Origin of the sequence: Staphylothermus marinus F1 (assembly GCF_000015945.1) — an archaeon.
GTDB classification, from domain to species: Archaea; Thermoproteota; Thermoprotei_A; order Sulfolobales; family Desulfurococcaceae; genus Staphylothermus; species Staphylothermus marinus.
Genome location: NC_009033.1, coordinates 766,062 through 786,364 on the forward strand (window position 1 = coordinate 766,062; position 20,303 = coordinate 786,364).

Genomic DNA, 20,303 nt, shown 5'->3' on the forward strand with positions numbered 1-20,303 from the left:
ATATATAAAATATAAATTATTAGAAATATATTTTGATGGAGCACTGGTAATTCTTGGCTAAGATCTAAGATTATAAGGTGATAATATAATGAGGGTTGGCGACGCTATATTGCTTATTACTGGTATCCTAGGTAGTGTTAGAGGTACTACTAGGTTACATAAGCTAGTTTTCCTCCTTGCTATAGAAGGTAAGATCGATATTGGAGCCGAATTTATACCTTACTATTATGGGCCTTGGTCACCTGATGTTCAAGAAGCTATTACTTCTCTGATTAAAGAAGGTCTTATTAGTGTTATTAGTGAGAATGATCAACTAAGAATATCTAGACACATCTAGTTCTATACAGTTGAAGACTATTCGCTTATCTGGATACTATGGTTGTTTGGTTCACTCTAGTTAAATACATCATACAATTATAAAACTACATAAGCATTTCCCATAATCAGCAGAAACAATACATTAACAACTATAATAACCCACTAAATCCCTGAGAACTACACTAACAATACTTATATAGCAGGAGTCAACACTAGCATTACCAATTATAAAACAAATGATTTTCGCCGCTATGAAGCTTTACTGATTGCTTGAGAACCCTCATGATCTTCTTCGTTGTTGAAAATACGTATAGACATATTAGTCGGTACAGTTATATCTATTATTCGGGTGAAAAGGTTGGCTTCTAAAAAGTTGTTGGAATTGTTAAATGAAGCTATAGCTAGAGAGCTACAGGTTTCGATCCAATATATGTGGCAACATGTTCTTTGGAAGGGTGTGAAGGGGTTTGCTGTTAAGGATGAGTTAAAGAAGATTGCGATTACTGAGATGAAGCATGCGGAGGCTATTGCTGAGAGGCTTGTTTATCTTGGCGGCATACCTACAACTAAGCCATCACCAGTATTTGTTGGTGAGAACCTCAAGGAAATGCTGGAACAAGATGTGAAAGATGAGGAGAAAGCAATACAGTTGTACAAGGAAATAATAAAAGTTGCTAGAGAAGAGGGAGACATAACAACAGCTAGATTATTCGAGGATATCTTGGCCGATGAAGAAGAACACCATGACATATTCACGAGTTTATTAGAGGAAATATAGAAACACTACACTAAATAACTAACACATATAGAGGTAGAAGAGGTTTTTTTATTATAATAACATTCCTAATTACCATATTAAAATAACAAAAATACCGATACCAGTAGGCAATGAAGATATTAATATAACAGGTTCTAAACAAGCAATAAAAATATCTTTATCCAGGCCAAAACCGTATAAAAGATTTAAACCCATAATGATAAACTAACAATATAATGGTGCGGGGGTGCCCGAGCCTGGTCAAAGGGGCCGGGTTGAGGACCCGGTGGCGTAGGCCTGCGTGGGTTCAAATCCCACCCCCCGCACCATAAAATCTCCTCTAACCTCTTAATAATGAAAATCCCTTCATCACTATGGTGGAGAATTCTCATAAGCTTAGAAGGGGGTTGTAGCATATATTTTATGTTACTGATTTATGAAAACCGGAGAAGTTCTTTTAGGGACTTCGCATCAATCACAAAAATCCTCAATCCTCCCATTTTACTTTTAACTCGTGTATAATGAGAGGAAACGATTAATTAGTGAAAACAGCTAACATGAGCTAATAAGAGCTCTAGATTTCTGATAGAAAAGCCTCGCTCAGCAACTCTAAGATGAAGCCATATATTACTAGACTATTCGCTTATTTGGATACTATGGTTGTTTTGGAAATTATGAGAACTATTATTGTTTTTGTAGTGTTTATATTTATGTGTTCTCTTTGTATATTCTTATGTAATATTTTATGGTGGGGGTTGGGGGTGAGGGTTTATGCAACCGTTAAGGTTATGGGGGTTGCTCCTGATCCCAGCCTCCACCACAAACTCTATTTATTTCTTAGATCATATCGTGACTGGACACAGTACATTATAGACCAGATATGGTCCTGTGACAAGATTCCTTCTATGAGAGAGCTGCACAGTAGATTCTATGGTTTATTGAGGAGCATGGGTTTTCGTGCACATCACTGTCACAAAATTGAGCGTCGTGCCAAAGAAATTGTTAAAAGTGTTAAGAAGAATAATGGTTCAAAACCAGTATTAAAGAAACTAACAGCTAGGTTGGACTATGAAGACTACAAACTAGATCTTGAGAGTAAAACACTAAAGATAGCTGTGCTAGATAATGAATGGGTTATAGTGAAGCTGAAATGGTATAGTTACATAAACAAGTATCTTAATAGTGATTGGAAGCTTAAGGAAATACTTGTATCTTTTAGAAACAATAATATATGGGTATACTTGGTTTTTGAGAAACAAGTCATTCCCAGAAAGCTTAGGACAGTTATGGGTGTAGATATTAATTTCGATAATGTAACATATACTATTCTGGATATGAATGGTAAACTAGTAACGATGGGTACTATACCGTTTAAAGGATTGAGGAAGGCTCTGCATTATAAGAAGCTCGCTGAGAAAATTCAGAAAAGATATCCTAGGAATTGGAGATATGTTAAATGGGTTAGGAGGGTTAGGGGTAGGTGGTTGAGGAGAGCTGGGAACATATTGAGGGATACATCACACTATGTAGCCAAGAAAATTGTAGGGATAGCTGATGAACATGATTCAGTAATAGTACTGGAGGATCTAGAAAACATTAAATCAAATAATAATGGTAAAAGGTTTAATTGGAGAATACATTTCTGGGCTTACCGCAGAATACAAGAATACATCTACTATAAAGCATTGATGAGAAATATGCTAACAGTATTTATTGATCCAAAATATACATCTAAGAAATCACCTATAGGAGGAAAACTAATTTTCTTAAACTATAAATACGTTAAACTACCAAATGGCTTTATTGTTACAAGAGACCTTATTGCTTCATGGAACCTAGCACTCAAATACCTGCAGATGAAGGGCTCCAAGTGGTCTATGTGGAGCCCCAATAGCCCCCTCCGTGAAGGGATGAAAACCCAACCAAAGAGGGGGAAGCCCGTGCAAACAATTCCCAAAATAACCATAGTTTCTAAAAGATAATGCACGGGCAACCACTAGTGCCTATAACCACTACTATAGTAGCTAATGATTTCCGGTTCTTCCTCCACAATATATATGTCAATATATAGGTTAGTGGCAGAACAACATACCAGTAATTAAAACACTCTAGCCCAGTCTTTACAATAAGGTTTCCTATAGCATAGAGGCTACTAAGGACACTAATAAAATATAGTTACATGATTATATGTTTTTAGAGACAAAAACGAATGTATAGGACCACTATATATTAAATTCTATTAGGGGATCTATGTGAGAAATGAAGCGATTAGATGGCTTGATGAAGCTTTATGGGATTATGAAACGGCATTAATACTTCACCGGGAGAGAAGATACAATGCTTCAGCATTCTATTCTCACCAAGCTGCTGAGAAAGCTGCTAAGGCACTATTATATTTTATCAATGAGGCTCCGTGGGGACATAGTGTCAGAACATTACTGCTAAGATACTTTGAGAAAGTAGGCATTAACCCCGATCAGGAATTATTAAGATGTGCACGTGAACTTGATAGACACTATATTCCCTCAAGATACCCTAACGCTCTACCAGTAGGAACCCCTCATGAAGCTTATGATGAGGAAACGTCGAGGAGAGCTTTGGAAGCATCAAAAAAGATAGTTGATTATGCTAGAAAGGTGATACATGGTGGTAGAAGAGAATAAACTTCTAGAGAAAGCTGTAAATCGTTTAGTTAAAGTATTGAATGTGAAGGGAATAATATTATTTGGTTCTAGAGCGCGGGGAGACTGGATGCCTTGGAGCGACTACGATATACTCATCATAGCTGATTTCAAGGAGAAATACCTTGACAGAATAAAAATAATCCTCGACATAATAGGTGATATACCATTAAATATAGAACCACATCCATACACGCTAAGCGAAGCCTTAGATATGCTTAAGAGAGGAAACCCTATTATAGTGGATGCACTAGAAGAAGGAAAAATACTTTATGCAACAAATGATCTAGAAGAAATAATTAAAGAATACGATAAGCTTAAAAAGAAAGGTTTAAAGCGGACAAACACAACGATACTAATACCTAGATAATATATTAAAAACACTATCATCTTAAACACTTTAAAAACACCAACAGAACAAAGCTTGTAGTGATACAGACTGGATCCACTATGCGACTATGGTCTTAGCATAGCATCGTAATAGGAACATTAAAACACTTAAACAAACCATACTATACACTAGGCCCAGCTTGTTCACCTATTATTTTCGGGTAGTTGCTGTATAAAGCTAATACTACTATGCTTGTGGTTTCAGTGTTCATGTCTCCTTCTATCACTATTTCCCCATCCACAAATCTATAATCAGTATGAACCCCTCCATGTTTTAGGTCTTGTGCTTCACTTATTATTTTTAGGCATTTCTCATATATGTAGTGGTAATTATTAACAATTTTTGAACCCGCACATTCTAATGCTTTATACAGATATATGAATAATGCACACTTATACACAGCATAGACTCCAGTCTTATTCACAACTATGTCTCTAAAACCATAGCCGTCCCACATCTTGGTTAGGTTAAGAAAAGACTGCTCAGCCTCAGATCTAGAACCTCTTAATAGTTTATCTAATGCATAGTAGACTAGTAGATCAGCGTAGCTATACCAATTAGTTATTGGTGAAGAATAGTTCAGCTTCTCCCACACTATCCTATATCCATCTACTTCTTTAATGAGTTGATCATAGCTAGAATAAAATTTATCGGGTATGTCTCTGCCCAGTAAAACATCTATTTTACCATTCCATCCCCCGCTAAAATTATTATTCAAAACAGTAAGGACTTTAGAGGCTAGTGGAGAACCTAAAACCGCTAAAGCCCTGGTAGCCAAAACATTATCGTTAGCTATATAGATCGTTACATTATCTGGATATGTAGTAGTTGATGCCCTTAAAAGCCCTATGCTTGAAACATACTGGCTCTCCAGAAAACGCCTAAGCCCGTTCTCATCAATGCTATAAACTAGTTGAGAACTAGGGTTATAAATGGTTATTCCAAGACTTCCAACAACTATTGCCATTATTAAAGCGATTAAAACCCATTCCCTCAAGCTTCTCCGCCAATATTTTATAGGATAGAAGAATATTTTGAAGATTTTCGCCGATTAAATCTTTTGCTCGAATAACAGTTGAGTATCTAACAAGTTATAAAAGAGTTCGTTTAAATTGTTGTTTATAATAGGTCGGAATTGAAAAATGTTCTAGTTGTTTATACTACTTCATTATTATTAGCCGTAAATTATGATTTGATAGTGGGGCTTTATTATTTGAAAATATGGATTCTAATGTGCTATGGCACGTAATATGCTGAGTAATATTAGATAATGTGTAATAACATAAAAGGTTTATGGGAAAATGCTCAAAATAATATATTGAAGATGTGATGAAGTATGCCTAGGTATGGATGTGGGTATGGAGCAGGATTATTCGTTATATTATTACTCCCTAATCCTCGATGTCCTCATGCTTCACCCGCTAACATATAGTAGGCCTGAGAAAGCATCTTACGAGCTATATTATATCGGATCATTATTGCTTATCATAATTGGAGCATTCATCCTCGTATTACTAACATTATTGTTGATAAAGGCATTGCTTAGACCGCGACCTCTATAATGAGGCACCAGCATTATTTCGACGCGTTTTTCTTAAACTCAATAATTTCTAGGCATATACTTATTAGCTTTCTATTCAACGCTTCACATAAATATGGCAGGGTCAAACTCCACGAGACTTTATCTATTCTTTACATACTTGAACAACTCCTAATCACATTGTTGATCACTGATCTTTATATTGGTATAAGAACGAGGTCTATGTTTTCCACCCAGCTATAAGTTATTGTTTTCTTAGAGGATAAACGATATAATGATTGTAGGCTAGAAGAATTTCTATATGGGGAGGATGCTTGTATGTATAGGTTTTTGAAGCGTGTACTTGTTGAAGCATTGATTATACTAGTTACTGCTGCTATACTGGATTATTTGTTTAATGGTTTTAGTAGGTTATTTTTCAAGTATTATTTCCTATACACCTTGATTGCTGGATTATTAGTATTATTGGGTGTATTGTTTTCATCTTTTTACCCAGTAGTTGATTTGGGGAGGAAATCAATAGTTTATCCAGAGCTTGCTGATAAAACTAGATCTGCTATGTTTGTTGGTCACAATGAGCTATCGTCAATACTGTCTATATTGTTAGGAATGCTTCTAGCTTTACTGATTGCTTATTTAATTAGTATGGTTTATTAGTTTAGATTATTATGTATCTCTGTATAGTATTTCTATTTAAGGGTTTAATCACTATATGTTGATAGGTTGTTTGTTTAGGAGTGTTTGGATAAGTAGTGGTGTTGATAGATATGGTGTTGGATGGTGTTAGGAAGGCGTTATCAAGATTTCTCAGCGGTAAGGGGGATTATGAGAGAGCTGTTAAGGAGTTTATTAGGGATCTTCAGAAGGAGCTTATAAAAGCTGATGTTAATGTCAAGCTTGTCTTAGAGCTTACCAAGAAGATCAGGGAGAGAGCTCTAAAAGAAGAACCCCCGCCAGGTATTACTAGGCGTGAATGGTTTGTAAACATAGTATATGAGGAGTTATCAAAATTCTTTGGTGGAGACAAAAAGCCGGATATAAAGCCTAAGAAGAAGCCATGGGTCATGCTCCTCGTAGGATTGCAGGGTAGTGGTAAGACAACAACTGCTGCTAAGCTAGCATATTATTATAAGCTAGAAGGATACCGTGTAGGATTAGTTGCTGCAGACACATATAGGCCTGCAGCTTATGACCAGTTGAAACAATTGGGTGAACAAATAGGTGTTCCAGTATATGGTGAACCAGACAATAAAGATGCAGTAGAGATTGCTAGGAGGGGTGTAGAATACTTTGTATCGCGTGGATTCGACATAGTGATTGTTGATACCGCTGGCAGGCATCATAGAGAGGAAGACTTGTTAAGGGAGATGAGAGAGATAGCTGAGAACATTAAGCCTGACGAAGTGGTTCTAGTAATAGATGCCGCAATAGGTCAACAAGCACATGATCTTGCGAAGAAATTCCATGAAGCAACACCGATAGGATCAATAATTGTTACAAAACTCGATGGCACAGCGAAGGGTGGCGGAGCATTATCAGCTGTAGCAGTGACTGGTGCAACGATCAAGTTTATAGGTACTGGTGAGAAAATAGATGAGCTAGAAGTATTTAGGCCCCCGAGATTTGTTGCTAGAATACTGGGCATAGGGGATCTTGAAGGATTAATTGAGAAGGTTAGAAGGATCAAGGTAGAGTTTACAGAGAAGGATGTCGAGGAGTTTTTGTCTGGAAGATTAAATATGAGGCTTGTTTATAAACAACTTGTTAGCTTAAGGAAAATGGGTCCTCTGAGAAAAATACTACAAATGATCCCGGGGCTAAGCCTGAAAATACCATTAGAAATAGAGGCTGGGAAAGCAGAGGAGAAAATCAAGAAATGGCTTGCAATCATAAATTCTATGACTTATGAAGAACTAGATAAGCCCGAAATAATTGATCGGAGAAGAATTAGGAGAATAGCTTATGGAGCAGGTGTTAAGCCTGAAGACGTGCGCGAATTATTGAAACAATATGAAATGATGAAGAAGTTATCTAAACAACTCCGCAAACGCAGGGATCTCCTTGAAAAACTACAGCTCGGCTTTAAACCATGAATTACAAGCCTCATAGAACAGTTATTGTCTCAATAAATAATCCATGCAAAAACCTTGAGACTGTAAAAAACATTGTTCTCCACAGCCTACTTGTAAGTCACGGGATAAGAATTGATACAATACTATACATACTAGATCATACTAGAAAAATAGCTTACTCACTAAACGGATATAAGTTAAGGCACCTATATGCGGAAGAGAAAAGTTTGAGAGGCTTTATCAACAAGTTTTTCTGCGGAAACAAATTGTTTGTTGGAACAAATATTTATCCTTCATCAATATTCTCTATGGAAAACAATAGCTATGATCTCGTCTTAACTAATAGTAGCAAATATTATTTAGACGAAAAATTAATTGCTTGGAGCCCGTTAACTAATACATTATTTAATATATTGATAATTGATAATTACTCAATGAAACATTTATACCAATTAAGGTATTCCACTATATTAACGGTTAAAGCACCGGATACAGTATCATTCATTATTTTTAGTCACCACATAATCGATAAAGCGTTTGGTGGGTGGATTAGGCGATATGGAAGAATCGAGTATAGAGAACCAATCAGCTAAGATGATTAGGACAGCTAAGGCTTTGTTGGCAAGGTATCCTCTATGCCATCATTGTTTAGGCAGACAATTTGCTAAATATGGTTTGCAACTAAAGAATTCTGAGAGAGGATATGCTATTAAGACAATTCTACAAATGATCCTTCATAAAGAACTCCAAGATAAAATAATTGATAAAGAAACTCTTAGAAAATACGCTGTAAACGCTGGAGACCCTATTACGAGACTGTATGAGAAAATATATGAGGAAAAAATAGAGCCTGCAAAATGCTATATTTGCGGAAATAAGCTAAGCGAAGAATACTTTGAATATCTTGCTAGAAAAGCGGCTGGGCTCCTGGAACAATATAATGCATATACGTTTATAATAGGTGTGTCATTGTCTCAGGAAACAATGCTTAGAGAAATAGAAGTATCGAGTTTTTCCGGGTTAGAAACTAGTGAATCAATTAAGAACGAGATTAAGAGGGAGGTTGGAAAAATAGTTAGGGATAAATATGGTTATATACCGGATTTTGATCGACCAGATGTCATGGTAATAATTGATTATGAAACAGATGAGGTGAGGGCAGTTGTTAATCCAATATTGTTTGAGGGAAGATACTGGAAGCGTGGAAGAAATATTTCACATACAATATGGTTATCTAAAACGGGGATCAAGGAGTACCCTTATAGTTTAGAAGAATTCTTCAATGATAGGCTACGAGAAATATTTGAATCTGAAAGAATAGTTCTCCACGCTTCTGGCAGAGAGGATGTTGATGCTAGAATGCTTGGAACAGGTAGGCCTATGGTTATCGAAGTGAAAAATCCGAGGTTTAGATATGTGGATATGGATTTAATAAATGAACTGCTCAGATCAACTCTTATCGAAGCAGAAATTACTGGTTATTCTTCAAGGGCTAAGATCGAGTATTTAAAGGGTGAGGGGTCAAAGAAGAGGAAGGCATATAAGATCCTAGTATATACTGCTGAGCCTATAACTATTGATAAATTGAGGATGTTAGAAGAAGAGTATAGGAATAGAGTTATTCATCAACGAACACCTAAGAGGATTCTGAGACGTAAAAAAGATACTCTAAGAATAAGAAGAGTATATGAGATTAAGACTAAAATGTTACATGATAAATTATTTGAAGCAATAGTATATTGTGACGGGGGCTTATATGTTAAAGAACTTGTACACGGAGATGATGGCAGAACTACTCCTAGCTTCACAGATATTCTAGGCGTACAAGCTTATCCATTAGAGCTCGACGTATTTGTTGTTGAAACAAAATAGTATATTGGGAGAAAAGAATTCTTTATAATGGGTAAATCTTATTATCTTGAATACTAGTCTATAATGCGGAACAAACACGTGTGGACAAAGTAGTTTATATGGAGAAGTATAGGGGAGAACAACATGGTTAAAGCACCTAGGGGATACAGGCATAGAACTAGGAAGGTCTTCAGTAAACATATTCGTGAAAAAGGAGCTGTTCCACCTCTAAGCTTATTAATGATAGATTATAAGCCTGGAGATAAAGTACATATTGTTGTTAATCCAGCAATACATAAGGGAATGCCTCATAGAAGATACCATGGAAAAACAGGGACAATAATTGGTAAGAGAGGGAAAGCATATATTGTAAAAATCACTCTTGGAGATAAGGAGAAAACATTATTTATTAGACCAGAACACTTAAGACCTGCAAAAGCTTAGCATCAACTATTTATATATTAATAAACATACCTTGATCAGGTGAAGGCTTTTGGCTGAAGAACTAGATGTAGAGATATTAGAGGAGAAACTGTTATCAAATCCCGAAGCATACAAACTTCTTAAAAAAGCTGTTGATAAAATACAGGAGAGAGAAGGATCTGTATCGATGCTACTATCGAAGACCCTGCATTATCTATCTGAGTTCTCGAAAATGGAGCCTGAATCATCTGAAGCTTTAAGGAATGTACTTAAAAATATGGATTTGAAAGATGAAACAATAATTATGATCATAAATATTTGTCCACAAACTCTTGACGAGCTCCGCATACTTTTCGAGCTTGAAGAAAAAGTTATTGATACGGAGACAGCTCAACAAATACTAGAGACTATTAAACCGTATTGTAAAGAATGAACATGATTTTTGACAATCAACATTTTCTCTTTCCTAGTATTGTTTAACATAAAAAATTAAGGCTAGATATACGCAAATATAAGTAGTGTAGAAATACGGGATTTATCTCATCTAGGTGGGTTAAATGTATGCTTATAGGAGAAGAACCGGTAGGCGCGGGGAGCGGCGGTTCTATTGCAAGGAGCCCTACATGATTGTCCTCGACTTCATGGAGTTTGGTAATCCAACTGATAGACACTATGAGCACAGGAACCAGCCTGTTGCACAGGGTATAGGTACAAAGTATTTTACCTTGTTAGAAGCTGTTCCTCTTCCAGCTATTAGGCTTGAAATATTTGAAAAAGTTGATCTAGGTCCTCATTCGAAAGTTCGTAGACCTATCTATATAGTTTACGATGACTTAACTAGTGTTGCTAGGACAAATCTCGAAGAAGCTGTTAAGAGAATTATTTTGGAAAATGAGAAATACTTTGTTGAATTCTTTAATATTGCTGAACCAGTCAATATAAGGCTTCACGCATTAGAATTATTGCCTGGAATAGGTAAGAAAACTATGAGGTCTATACTTTATGAACGTGAACGTAAGAGATTTGAAAGCTTTAAGGATATACGTGAAAGAACAAAAATTGATCCAGTCAAGGTTTTGACAGAAAGAATAATTGATGAGCTTAGGGGAGGCGAGAAATACTATTTATTCATTAAACCTCCTGAAAGGAAGGGTATTTATCTAGGATATTTAGAGAGAATATACGGCGAGATCTTCTAGATCATAACTATACCTCTCCTACAGTGGTTATTCTTGTCTGCTCCTCCACTAACTAGTAGTCGAGCACTATATTTTTGGACAATAAATCTTCTCAGAAAACACGGTATAAGGCCTAGGAAGAAGCTTAGTCAAAACTTTATTGTGAATCCAAGAATTATACATGATTTCCTCAAGCATGTATTGCCTAATAAAACGTTGTTGGAGATTGGGGCTGGTATAGGTTCATTATCTTATTATTTATCGAGAAAAGCTTCGAAATATAGTGTTTTTATAGAAATTGATGAGAGATTATCGAGAATATGCAGGGATCTAATTAGTCCTCGAGGAATACTGATCAATGGTAATGCTTTAGATCTTGATTGGAGTGTTGAACAAGTTATTTCAAACGCACCATACCATATTACAAGCGATATAATTGTTAAAACTGCTAGAAGCAATTCTGTTGGATACGCAGTTTTTGTTTTTCAAAAAGATGTAGTGGATAGATTACTGGCTAGGCCTGGCACTAAAGAATATGGTAGAATTACTGTTTTAACTAGATTAGTCTTCGATATAGAGAAGGGGCCTGTTTATCCACCAATATTTTTTTATCCTAGACCAGAGGTTTCGTCTCAAATGATTATTTTGAAGAGAAAACGTAGATATGATGAGGTTATATCAAGAGTTGAAGAAGTTACTAGATTATTATTTAGTAAGAGAAGGAAGAAAGCTTTAAAGACGATAATGAGTGAGCTGGGTTTAAACATTGACGTGATTCGTAGGCTAGGTATTGATGATAAAGCTAGAGTATATGATTTGTCTCCGGAGGTGTTCTTGAAATTAGCGGAGGAGATAATATAAGATATGTTGTCGACTTAGGTTTCTCTAGGTTAGCTGTATTCTACAATGTGTATGAGCCGAGTGATGATACTTGGTTATTACTGGAGACTATTAGGGATAATGATTATTTCAATAACTGTGTTGATCTAGGTTGTGGAACAGGTGTTGTGGGGTTATATTTGCTTTCAAAAAATATTTGTTCCAAAACATTATTTATAGATATTAATCCAGTTGCTCTTTTAAATACAGTATATAATCTTAAATTAAATAATTATCAGCATAAAGGATTAGTTGCTTCCATAGATAATGATTCTATACTTGAGAATTATTTTGAACTAGTAGTTGCTAATCCACCATATCTCCCAGGTACTCCGGAGAACTTGTATGATTATAGCTTAGTCGGCGGATCTAGGGGGTATGAGGCTGTTCTCGAATTCATAGATTCAGCATATTATCTCCTAGTTGAAAATGGTGTTTTCTACCTAGTATATTCTTCGCTTTCACAACCAATTATTATTGAGAATTATTTGTCTAAGAAGTGTTTTCGTATTGTTAGGAAAAATATTAAGCATTTCTTTTTCGAAGACATCATTGTTGTGGAGGCTGTTAAGAAGTGTATGTTAGAGTAGTTCTTGTAGGGATCGAGGGATCTGTTAATCTAGGATTTATTGCTAGAACATGTGTTAATTTCGGTGTAGACGAATTATACTTAGTTAAGCCTGCCGCTGATCTTGAGGAAGCTCTTAGATATGCTGCTAAGGCAAGTGATTATTTGAAGAAAGCTATTATTGTCGATGATTTAGTGGATGCTATTAAAGATGTTGATCTAGTTGTAGCTACTACGGCTAAAGGCTATAGTGTTGGTGATGTGGTTAGACAAGCTGTTCCCCTCAGAGACTTTGTCGAAATGGTGAAGGGGCGTGTAAACAGGTTAGCTATATTGTTTGGGAGGGAAAGCACTGGTTTAACTAGGAAGGAGCTTAGATATGCTGATGTCTTAGTAACTATTCCCGCTAATCCCGAGTATCCTGTTTTGAATCTTAGTCAAGCTGTTGCAGTGTTTTTATGGGAGATATGGAATATCAGGGGTGTTCGTGCAGAAAATATTCCTCCATCAGCCGGGAGAGATGAGATCGAGTTTATTCTTAAACTTATACATGATATTTCTAAGAAAGTTCTCGTTAAAGATGAGAAGGTATCGAGAATTATGGAGATTTGGAAAAAGATTATTTATAGGTCTAGGATTAGCAAGTATGAAGCTAGACTTTTAACTTATTGGTTAAGAAAAGTTCTAGGTAAGCTAGAATAAGTATTTTATGGATAAATTATTGTTCCCGGGTTTTCTCCTCTTAGTATATCGTATATGGTATTTGGTTTTTTGTAATGTGTAATGATTATTGTTATTTTGCTTCTCTCAGCAATGTCTAGTGCTCTTAGATCTATTAATGCGTATTCTCCTGGTAATTGTTTTTGTCTAAGTATTTCTCTCAGTTTTGCTATTGATATTTTATCGTATGGTTTTGCATCTGGATATTTCAGAGGATCTTTATCATAGACTTTGTCTATAGCAGAGTAATCTATTACTTTACTGACTCCTAGAGCTTCAGCTACTTCTAATGCTACAGATGATGTTGATTGTCCAGGTATTAATCCTCCTAGAACAGCTATTTCATAGTTATTCATTATTCTCAATAATTCTTCTAGGTTGTTTACTGGTTCTGGATAGGCTTTGGGGTATAGGCTTGAAATTAATAAGTATGCGTTTAGTTGTGCTGATCTTATACCTATCATGTCTAGCCAATAATTAGATGATACACCTATTTCTCTCGCATAACCAATGTATTTTCGTGCTAGTCCTCCTCCTCCGGTTATTATTGCTAATTTATATTTTCCGCTTAGATCCTTGAATATTTCCACATATTTCTTTATTAAGGAAGCATTTGTGTCGAATAGTTTTCCAGTAATTTTTATGACTAACGTGTTGCTCAACGCATAGCACCCTATATGTGTGGTAGTGATTATTTATTTATATATTTATAATTGTTGATAGTATTCTTTAAGACAATAATATGGATAGCTAAATATATTGACTGGGTGGTTATTGGTTTGTGCGGTATAATTGGGGTTGTTGCTTTACTTGGTAAGACTCCTTATAGTCCTGGTGTTATGGTTTATCGTGGTTTGTTAAGGCTTGAGTATAGAGGTTATGATTCTGCTGGTGTTGCTTCTGTTGTTGGTGGGTGTGTAAGGGTTTTGAAGGGGAAGGGTAGAATTGCTGATCTTGAGCGTAGAATTGGTTTATCGAGTATTGAGGGTTTAACTGTTATTGGCCATACTAGATGGGCTACTCACGGTACTCCTAGTGATAATAATGCTCATCCACATATTGATTGTTCTGGAAGAATAGCTGTTGTTCATAATGGTATTATTCAGAATTTTAGAGAATTAAAGAAAATGTTGATTGATAAGGGACATGTTTTTAGAAGTGATACTGATACAGAGGTTTTTCCTCATCTTGTAGAGGAACTATATAAGAATACAAATGACCTCTTTAAAGCTTTTAGGAAAGCTGTTGAAATGATTGATGGAAGCTATGCATTAATAATGATCTCTAGTATTGAGCCTGATAAGATATTTTTTGCTAAGAAAGATAGTCCATTAATTATTGGATTGGGTGATGGATTCAATATTTTAGCTAGTGATATTCCTGCTTTACTAGAGTATACTAGGAGAATTATTACTGTTAGAGATGGGTGGTTAGGATATGTTACACCTACAAGTATTTATGTAGAGGATATTAGGGGTGGTGTGGTTGATTGGAGGAAATATGTTAGAGTTGTTGAGTGGAGTCTTGAAGACGCTACCCGTGGTGGTTATGCTCATTTCATGCTTAAAGAAATCCATGAGCAACCTCGTGCATTGAAGGATACATATTATGGTATACTACATGATATTGCTGTTGATGAAACTGTTAAGTTAATGCTTGATGCGGATAAGATATATGTTACAGCTGCTGGTACGAGTTTTCATGCATCATATTATTTTTCATTATTAATGAATACTTTGGGTAAGAGATTAGTTACACCATTTATTGCTAGCGAGTATGAATCCTATTATTTAACTGCTAGTGATAGAGACTTATTAATTGTTGTTAGTCAAAGCGGGGAAACAATGGATGCTTTAAAAGCTTTGAGAGCTTTTAAGGATAGAGGTGTTAGAGTAGTAGCTGTTAGTAATGTTGTTGATTCAGCTATTCCTCGTGAAAGCAATATAGCAATCTATACTAGAGCCGGTCCAGAGATAGGTGTTGCTGCAACTAAAACATTTACTACTCAATCACTTGTATTGTCTTGGCTAGCAATAGCTTATGCTGAAGCATCTGGTTCTCTTAGAAAATCTGAGGCTGACAAGCTTCGTGAATGGCTTGGTAAGAGTGGGGAGGTTGTTGGTAAAGTAATTTCTCGTTCAGAACCTGTTGCTAAAAGATTGGCTGAATGGTTTAGAAGTATTGGTAATGCTTATTATTTAAGCAGATCTATCGGTGTACCAGTAGCTATGGAAGGAGCTTTAAAGCTTAAAGAAATAGCTTATATTCATGCAGAAGCTTATCCTGCAGGAGAATCTAAGCATGGCCCAATAGCTTTGGTTGAAGAAGAATTCCCGGTTGTTTTCACAATTCCTAATAGAGAAGATTTAGAGAAGTTATTGCTTGGAAATATTCAGGAAATGAAAGCTCGTGGAGCAGTTATTATTGGTGTAGCATCTGAGAATACTAGTTTAAGCGACCAGTTAGATTACCAGTTTAAAATACCTGATACACACTGGATACTAACACCAATAACACATATACCACCACAACAATTACTAGCATACTATACAGCGGTTAGTAAAGGATACGACCCCGATAAACCCAGAAACCTAGCAAAAACAGTTACAGTGGAATAAGCCATGTATAAATCAATACTTCTTTTACCCATAATAAACAAATAGTTTATGCAGGGTTATGAATTATGACGTTGAAAAACCTCGTATTAGCAGCTGGAAAAGCTAAACCAGAACTCTCAGTCCTAATACCACCAGGTAAAAATAAGGTATTATTGAGGATCCTAGGTAAACCAATTCTCTATTATCCATTAACAAGTATTCAGAGAGTTAATCGTGGAGAAACAATTCTAGTATATAGGGAGGGGGAGGAAGAAGTTGTTGAAACAGCTAATAGTATTAGTTTAGGAACAATTACTCCGATTAAACAAGTTGTGGGCACAAGTGTTCGTGAAGCAATACTTGTTGCTGAGAACAAGCTTAGAGATACTGATTACTTCTTCTTAGTATACGGAGATATAATAGTTGATCCTGAAGCATTCAATTTATTATTATCAACACACTATAGGGAGGAACCAGATGCTACAATACTTATAGCACCATATGATCCAGAATATGCTGAAACATATGGTTTAGCAATAATAAACGAGGAAGGATACGTTGAAAAAATAATTAGTGGAGAACAAGCTAGAGAAGCTGATCAAACATATATTGTTGGAGGAATATATATACTGCCAACAACTATTCTAGACTACCTAGAAGAAAACAATACCTTACCAGAAGCAATAAACAAGCTAGCAATGAATGGTAAAGTAAAAACAGTTCTATGGAACAAGCTATGGATAGATATAGGATACCCAACAGATATACTGGAAGCAACATACCAGTTATTATCAGAACTAAAACATTCAAAAATAAGTAACAAAGCAGAAATAGAATCAACAACCATAATAAAAGGTCCAGTAATAATAGAAGATAATACATATATTGACCACTATTCAGTAATCAAAGGACCAGCATATATAGGAGAAAAAGTATTCATAGGAGCACATAGTTTCATAAGAGAATACAGCGATGCAGAATATAGGGTAAGAATAGGATCATATAATGAAATAAAGAAATCAAATATACAACCATATACATTATTAGACAGTAAAGTAACAATAGTAGATTCAATAATAGGAGAAAACTGTACAATAGGAACAAACACAACAATCCTAAACGTACTCCCAGAAAAAGAAAAACCACCAAGACTAAGAACACACCTAGTACATCCACCAACAAAAATAATTAGAAAAATGGGCGCAGTAATAGGATACAATACAAGAATAGGAGCATCAACAACAATATCACCAGGAAAAATAATAAAACAAGAATCAATAATAAAACCAAAAACCCTAATATAGTATAGAAATACAAACAAATATCAAAACACATATAAGTAATACCCTAAAAACAGTTACCCCCCACAAAACCCGGAAAACACCTAGGTAAAATATATCAAAAAACCCAGGATCAGGTTGGATCAGTAATACCATATATGGTAAAAGACACATATAAGAAATAAGAATACTATTAAGAATCACTGAAATATTTATTAATTCTATAAAACATATCTGGAACTTATAAAAGTGTCTAATCCCATATGAGTATTACCTATCGATAAAGATCCGGGGATTAAACCGTATTTTTACCTAGGTTCTCACAGCTTAGAAACAGTTGATCATATTGGATCAGTAATATTATCGATCAATTTGAACAATTACCTAAGAATTCAACAGTATCAGGTTTAACATTTACTCATCATGCTATGTATAAGATTTAGTTTAGGCATTAATGTTTAGGAGCTCCATGCTTGATCTATTCATGTATTTATGATTTCTGATCATATTATTGGATAGTGATTAAAATATTAATTATGGTTTGGGAAATCGTATATTGTTCTCTATTTTGAAAAGTATCTTTGAAGATCTGCGAGATCCTTTGGAGATATGTGATCGGGGAATTAACTGTCCTAGATGGAAGTTAATTGGTGATTAACTACCCTATTAAGTCTCCATGAAACATATACACTTCTATTTTAATACATAACACTTATTTAATACATAAAAATTGTTACCAACCCGGCTTGATCATTTATGATCTTTTGCTTAATTAACTTATTTTTCCCTAGATACCTGTATATTGTTGATGTATTTAAACAAAAATACTTGTTAAGAAACAGTATATTTTAGGTTTCCTTAGACTCCTCTAGCCTTATTTTTAATGGTATACGGAACCATACATCATTCTGTATAAAGGGTATTTCTATTCCTGCTTCACTTATTGATTTCTTAATTTTCCACAGCAGATCCTTTATGACTTTGTAGGTTAGATCCCATCTCGATGGAACCCATACTCGCACTAATATGTTTACACTGCTATTTCCCAGCTCATAAACATATATGTCTGGAGGAGGATTAACGAGTACTAGTGGATGTTCATCTATTACTTTCTCAATAACCTTATAGGCTTTTTCAGCATCTTCCTTATATGCTATGCCTACAACGAAATCTATTCTCCTAACCCTAGTAGCATAATAGTTTCTAATAAGTGATTGATAAACTGTTTGATTCGGAATTCTTATTTTAACTCCATCAAATCCTAATATACGTGTAGACATAATCGTTATATCTGTAACCCACCCCTCAATATCGCTTATACGGACTAAATCGCCTATTTTGAATGGTTTTTCCCAGTACAAGAAAAGACCTGAGAACAAGTTAGCTGTAATGTTTTGAAGAGCGAAACCCAGAACTATACCAATAATTCCACCTGCTACAATAAATGCTGTTAAATCTATTCCTAGATAACCTAATGCTAGAACTCCAGCTACGAATACAGTAGAATAGTATATTGCACGTGCAACATTCCTACTGGTAGGCTCTGGTAGGAATCTTATGAATAATTTATAGAATAGTATTCTAAATATCGACGCCGCTAGAACTCCTGCTACAAATATTATCATTGCTATCAATACTTTTAACCAATCAATATTCTCGAACATTTCAACTAGACCAGTTACGTTAAAACCATCCATTTATTTCAAGCCCCACAACATTTCTGTTTTAGCCAGTATACGTGGAGGCTTAAAAGCAGGAGGATCATGAATGGGTTTGGCATTCGCTTCTATTCTTCTACCATAATAAATTGTCGCTGTTATAGGAGAATTCACAGCCATAATTACTACCTGTGTATATGCTGTCCACGATCTAGGAATATAGTATAGCCTCAATATTTGTGAATCAAGCAGTATCTTACCTATCTCAACCCATCCATCATATCTATTCCTATCTATTCCTAATATTTACTAGAGCAATTGCTTCACCCATCATGGGCTCCGGAAGATCTACATTAGGAGGAGATCTCCAATATCTTGCAACAATCCCTCTATCTGGAATACCATACAATGTATACTTGATCTTATTTATGGAAAAGACATCTATAATTTTAAATCTACGATGACGACCATAAGCATAAACTGCCAAGTTAACCGGGATCTTGACGTAAATAGTTACTTCGCCCTTGCTCGGAACAAGAATATTCCTAGACAGTTCGACTAGTATATAATTGGTAAATCTTATAGGCAACATTACTGGATAGAAAGGCACAAGTTCGAAACGTACAGGCTTAACAATTGTTTTAGAAACCCTTACTTCACCATTAACATATCTATAGTAATGAGCTATTTCACCCTCTTTCTCAACAACGATCACATGATTATTTATTGATACCTTATCTTCAATTACGCCGAAACCAGACATATTCTCGAAATACCCCTTCTATAAATTACAAACTATAAATCATGTTTTGACACATTAAAACATATAGTAAACTAGATAATAAGTTCTATACAAAAATATTTCATAAAAAGGTGTCGTTAAAGTGATCAAAATTACTGTTTTACCTGATAGAAAAACCTTTATTGTAGATAAGAAAAATATTAAGGCAAAGGATCTACTGGATCTGCTGGACATAGATGATCCTGACTCTGTAGCCCTAGTTATAAATGATCGGTTAATTGATTTAGACAAAGAAGGGGAAAACATGATAAGAGAAGGAGACAAGGTATTAATAATAAGACAAGCTACTGGTGGATAAATATTTAGTGGTGGTAAATATGACAATAAAGGTTAGAGTCGTTTTCCTAGCACGAGCGGGAGATGTTGTAGGTAAGCATTTTCATGACTTCATATTAGATGATAATGCTACATTAAATGATTTAATAGAAGCTATAGGGAAAGAACTAAGTCCGAGATTTTATAGAGGAGTTAAAAATGGTAGACTTGTTTTCGCCATCTTTGTTAATGGGAAACCCGTTGATGAACCTAATTATAAACTCAAAGATAATGATAGAGTAGTTTTTACAACACCTGAAATGGGCGGTTAGA

The 20,303-nt window shown here is 35.2% G+C and carries 25 protein-coding genes and 1 tRNA gene; 21 read left to right on the plus strand and 5 right to left on the minus strand.

Translation table 11 applies throughout. The annotated features are described in order from the left end of the window. The first annotated feature begins 88 nt into the window (after positions 1 to 88). The 6 genes from SMAR_RS03920 to SMAR_RS03945 all read left to right on the plus strand — a co-directional run bounded on the left by SMAR_RS03920 (position 89) and on the right by SMAR_RS03945 (position 4,126). A complete protein-coding gene (locus SMAR_RS03920) occupies positions 89 to 337 on the plus strand; it encodes a hypothetical protein (RefSeq protein WP_011839057.1) in 249 nt (82 codons plus the stop codon). A gap of 339 nt (positions 338 to 676) precedes the next feature. After that, entirely contained in the window at positions 677 to 1,096 is a 420-nt protein-coding gene (locus SMAR_RS03925) for a ferritin-like domain-containing protein (RefSeq protein ID WP_011839058.1), read from the plus strand. Positions 1,097 to 1,316: 220 nt separating this feature from the next. After that, positions 1,317 to 1,404, plus strand: a tRNA-Leu gene (locus SMAR_RS03930). Between the two features lie 432 nt (positions 1,405 to 1,836). Further along, positions 1,837 to 3,057: an IS200/IS605 family accessory protein TnpB-related protein gene (locus SMAR_RS03935; RefSeq protein ID WP_052833822.1), complete on the plus strand. Its 1,221-nt coding sequence runs from the start codon at positions 1,837 to 1,839 to the stop codon at positions 3,055 to 3,057. A 270-nt stretch (positions 3,058 to 3,327) separates the two neighbouring features. Next, entirely contained in the window at positions 3,328 to 3,738 is a 411-nt protein-coding gene (locus SMAR_RS03940; protein ID WP_011839060.1) for a HEPN domain-containing protein, read from the plus strand. Then, a complete protein-coding gene (locus tag SMAR_RS03945; RefSeq protein WP_052833823.1) occupies positions 3,719 to 4,126 on the plus strand; it encodes a nucleotidyltransferase domain-containing protein in 408 nt (135 codons plus the stop codon). The genes SMAR_RS03940 and SMAR_RS03945 overlap by 20 nt, the downstream gene beginning before the upstream one ends. Positions 4,127 to 4,268: 142 nt before the next feature. Here the strand turns inward: SMAR_RS03945 and SMAR_RS03950 are convergent, their stop codons facing one another. Then, positions 4,269 to 5,144, minus strand: a complete 876-nt coding sequence (locus SMAR_RS03950) for a hypothetical protein (RefSeq protein WP_011839062.1) — start codon at positions 5,142 to 5,144, stop codon at positions 4,269 to 4,271. A gap of 355 nt (positions 5,145 to 5,499) precedes the next feature. Between SMAR_RS03950 and SMAR_RS03955 the strand changes: the two genes are divergently transcribed. The 11 genes from SMAR_RS03955 (at position 5,500) to SMAR_RS04005 (ending at position 13,360) form a co-directional block, all read left to right on the plus strand. Beyond that, a complete protein-coding gene (locus SMAR_RS03955; RefSeq protein WP_148676749.1) occupies positions 5,500 to 5,709 on the plus strand; it encodes a hypothetical protein in 210 nt (69 codons plus the stop codon). 296 nt (positions 5,710 to 6,005) lie between these two features. Then, positions 6,006 to 6,344, plus strand: a complete 339-nt coding sequence (locus SMAR_RS03960) for a hypothetical protein (protein ID WP_011839063.1) — start codon at positions 6,006 to 6,008, stop codon at positions 6,342 to 6,344. Between the two features lie 110 nt (positions 6,345 to 6,454). Continuing rightward, the gene (locus tag SMAR_RS03965) at positions 6,455 to 7,780 is read left to right on the plus strand and encodes a signal recognition particle protein Srp54 (RefSeq protein ID WP_011839064.1); all 1,326 of its coding nucleotides are present in this window, start codon (positions 6,455 to 6,457) and stop codon (positions 7,778 to 7,780) included. Next, positions 7,777 to 8,352: an RNA methyltransferase gene (locus SMAR_RS03970; RefSeq protein WP_011839065.1), complete on the plus strand. Its 576-nt coding sequence runs from the start codon at positions 7,777 to 7,779 to the stop codon at positions 8,350 to 8,352. Before SMAR_RS03965 ends, SMAR_RS03970 begins: the two co-directional genes overlap by 4 nt. Then, positions 8,318 to 9,631: a tRNA pseudouridine(54/55) synthase Pus10 gene (locus tag SMAR_RS03975; RefSeq protein ID WP_052833825.1), complete on the plus strand. Its 1,314-nt coding sequence runs from the start codon at positions 8,318 to 8,320 to the stop codon at positions 9,629 to 9,631. Before SMAR_RS03970 ends, SMAR_RS03975 begins: the two co-directional genes overlap by 35 nt. A 123-nt stretch (positions 9,632 to 9,754) precedes the next feature. Continuing rightward, positions 9,755 to 10,054, plus strand: coding sequence for a 50S ribosomal protein L21e (locus SMAR_RS03980; RefSeq protein WP_011839067.1), 300 nt, complete (start codon positions 9,755 to 9,757; stop codon positions 10,052 to 10,054). Positions 10,055 to 10,103: 49 nt separating this feature from the next. Continuing rightward, positions 10,104 to 10,466, plus strand: a complete 363-nt coding sequence (locus SMAR_RS03985; protein WP_011839068.1) for an RNA polymerase Rpb4 family protein — start codon at positions 10,104 to 10,106, stop codon at positions 10,464 to 10,466. Between the two features lie 124 nt (positions 10,467 to 10,590). Next, entirely contained in the window at positions 10,591 to 11,232 is a 642-nt protein-coding gene (locus tag SMAR_RS03990) for a DUF655 domain-containing protein (protein ID WP_011839069.1), read from the plus strand. Between the two features lie 33 nt (positions 11,233 to 11,265). Beyond that, positions 11,266 to 12,072, plus strand: a complete 807-nt coding sequence (rsmA, locus tag SMAR_RS03995) for a 16S rRNA (adenine(1518)-N(6)/adenine(1519)-N(6))-dimethyltransferase RsmA (RefSeq protein WP_011839070.1) — start codon at positions 11,266 to 11,268, stop codon at positions 12,070 to 12,072. 47 nt (positions 12,073 to 12,119) lie between these two features. Beyond that, positions 12,120 to 12,680, plus strand: a complete 561-nt coding sequence (locus SMAR_RS04000) for a methyltransferase (RefSeq protein WP_011839071.1) — start codon at positions 12,120 to 12,122, stop codon at positions 12,678 to 12,680. Next, the gene (locus tag SMAR_RS04005) at positions 12,665 to 13,360 is read left to right on the plus strand and encodes an RNA methyltransferase (RefSeq protein ID WP_011839072.1); all 696 of its coding nucleotides are present in this window, start codon (positions 12,665 to 12,667) and stop codon (positions 13,358 to 13,360) included. The genes SMAR_RS04000 and SMAR_RS04005 overlap by 16 nt, the downstream gene beginning before the upstream one ends. A gap of 5 nt (positions 13,361 to 13,365) precedes the next feature. On the opposite strand, the gene pyrH is transcribed toward SMAR_RS04005, so the two are convergent. Beyond that, complete coding sequence (gene pyrH / locus SMAR_RS04010) at positions 13,366 to 14,040, minus strand: UMP kinase (protein WP_011839073.1); 675 nt, start codon at positions 14,038 to 14,040, stop codon at positions 13,366 to 13,368. A gap of 117 nt (positions 14,041 to 14,157) precedes the next feature. Between pyrH and glmS the strand changes: the two genes are divergently transcribed. Together glmS and SMAR_RS04020 are read left to right on the plus strand one after the other, a co-directional pair. After that, on the plus strand, positions 14,158 to 15,996 hold the full coding sequence (gene glmS, locus SMAR_RS04015; RefSeq protein WP_011839074.1) for a glutamine--fructose-6-phosphate transaminase (isomerizing): 1,839 nt from the start codon (positions 14,158 to 14,160) through the stop codon (positions 15,994 to 15,996). A 65-nt stretch (positions 15,997 to 16,061) separates the two neighbouring features. Continuing rightward, positions 16,062 to 17,279, plus strand: coding sequence for a nucleotidyltransferase family protein (locus SMAR_RS04020; protein ID WP_011839075.1), 1,218 nt, complete (start codon positions 16,062 to 16,064; stop codon positions 17,277 to 17,279). Positions 17,280 to 18,103: 824 nt separating this feature from the next. On the opposite strand, the gene SMAR_RS04025 is transcribed toward SMAR_RS04020, so the two are convergent. From SMAR_RS04025 to SMAR_RS04035, 3 genes are read right to left on the minus strand one after another with little or no spacing between them, the layout of a single operon-like run. Next, positions 18,104 to 18,952 (minus strand): mechanosensitive ion channel family protein, encoded by an 849-nt coding sequence (locus tag SMAR_RS04025; protein ID WP_011839076.1) that lies wholly within the window; start codon positions 18,950 to 18,952, stop codon positions 18,104 to 18,106. After that, positions 18,953 to 19,147 carry a hypothetical protein gene (locus SMAR_RS04030; protein WP_052833826.1) on the minus strand — a complete coding sequence of 65 codons (195 nt, stop codon included), beginning with the start codon at positions 19,145 to 19,147 and terminating at the stop codon, positions 18,953 to 18,955. Between the two features lie 55 nt (positions 19,148 to 19,202). Continuing rightward, positions 19,203 to 19,676 (minus strand): DUF432 domain-containing protein, encoded by a 474-nt coding sequence (locus SMAR_RS04035; RefSeq protein ID WP_011839078.1) that lies wholly within the window; start codon positions 19,674 to 19,676, stop codon positions 19,203 to 19,205. A 121-nt stretch (positions 19,677 to 19,797) separates the two neighbouring features. On the opposite strand from SMAR_RS04035, the gene SMAR_RS04040 reads away from it, so the two are divergent. Together SMAR_RS04040 and SMAR_RS04045 are read left to right on the plus strand one after the other, a co-directional pair. Next, positions 19,798 to 20,013: a MoaD/ThiS family protein gene (locus SMAR_RS04040; RefSeq protein WP_011839079.1), complete on the plus strand. Its 216-nt coding sequence runs from the start codon at positions 19,798 to 19,800 to the stop codon at positions 20,011 to 20,013. Between the two features lie 19 nt (positions 20,014 to 20,032). Beyond that, the gene (locus SMAR_RS04045; RefSeq protein WP_011839080.1) at positions 20,033 to 20,302 is read left to right on the plus strand and encodes a MoaD/ThiS family protein; all 270 of its coding nucleotides are present in this window, start codon (positions 20,033 to 20,035) and stop codon (positions 20,300 to 20,302) included. The last annotated feature ends 1 nt before the right edge of the window (position 20,303 follow it).

Excerpts from the sequence above, each read along its gene's own strand:
- SMAR_RS03920 (WP_011839057.1), top strand. The coding sequence starts at position 89 with ATGAGGGTTGGCGACGCTATATTGCTTATTACTGGTATCCTAGGTAGT.
- SMAR_RS03945 (WP_052833823.1), top strand. The coding sequence starts at position 3,719 with ATGGTGGTAGAAGAGAATAAACTTCTAGAGAAAGCTGTAAATCGTTTA.
- SMAR_RS03960 (WP_011839063.1), top strand. The coding sequence starts at position 6,006 with ATGTATAGGTTTTTGAAGCGTGTACTTGTTGAAGCATTGATTATACTA.
- SMAR_RS03965 (WP_011839064.1), top strand. The coding sequence starts at position 6,455 with ATGGTGTTGGATGGTGTTAGGAAGGCGTTATCAAGATTTCTCAGCGGT.
- SMAR_RS03970 (WP_011839065.1), top strand. The coding sequence starts at position 7,777 with ATGAATTACAAGCCTCATAGAACAGTTATTGTCTCAATAAATAATCCA.
- SMAR_RS03975 (WP_052833825.1), top strand. The coding sequence starts at position 8,318 with ATGGAAGAATCGAGTATAGAGAACCAATCAGCTAAGATGATTAGGACA.
- SMAR_RS03980 (WP_011839067.1), top strand. The coding sequence starts at position 9,755 with ATGGTTAAAGCACCTAGGGGATACAGGCATAGAACTAGGAAGGTCTTC.
- SMAR_RS03990 (WP_011839069.1), top strand. The coding sequence starts at position 10,591 with ATGTATGCTTATAGGAGAAGAACCGGTAGGCGCGGGGAGCGGCGGTTC.
- SMAR_RS04020 (WP_011839075.1), top strand. The coding sequence starts at position 16,062 with ATGACGTTGAAAAACCTCGTATTAGCAGCTGGAAAAGCTAAACCAGAA.
- SMAR_RS04025 (WP_011839076.1), bottom strand. The coding sequence starts at position 18,952 with ATGGATGGTTTTAACGTAACTGGTCTAGTTGAAATGTTCGAGAATATT.
- SMAR_RS04035 (WP_011839078.1), bottom strand. The coding sequence starts at position 19,676 with ATGTCTGGTTTCGGCGTAATTGAAGATAAGGTATCAATAAATAATCAT.
- SMAR_RS04045 (WP_011839080.1), top strand. The coding sequence starts at position 20,033 with ATGACAATAAAGGTTAGAGTCGTTTTCCTAGCACGAGCGGGAGATGTT.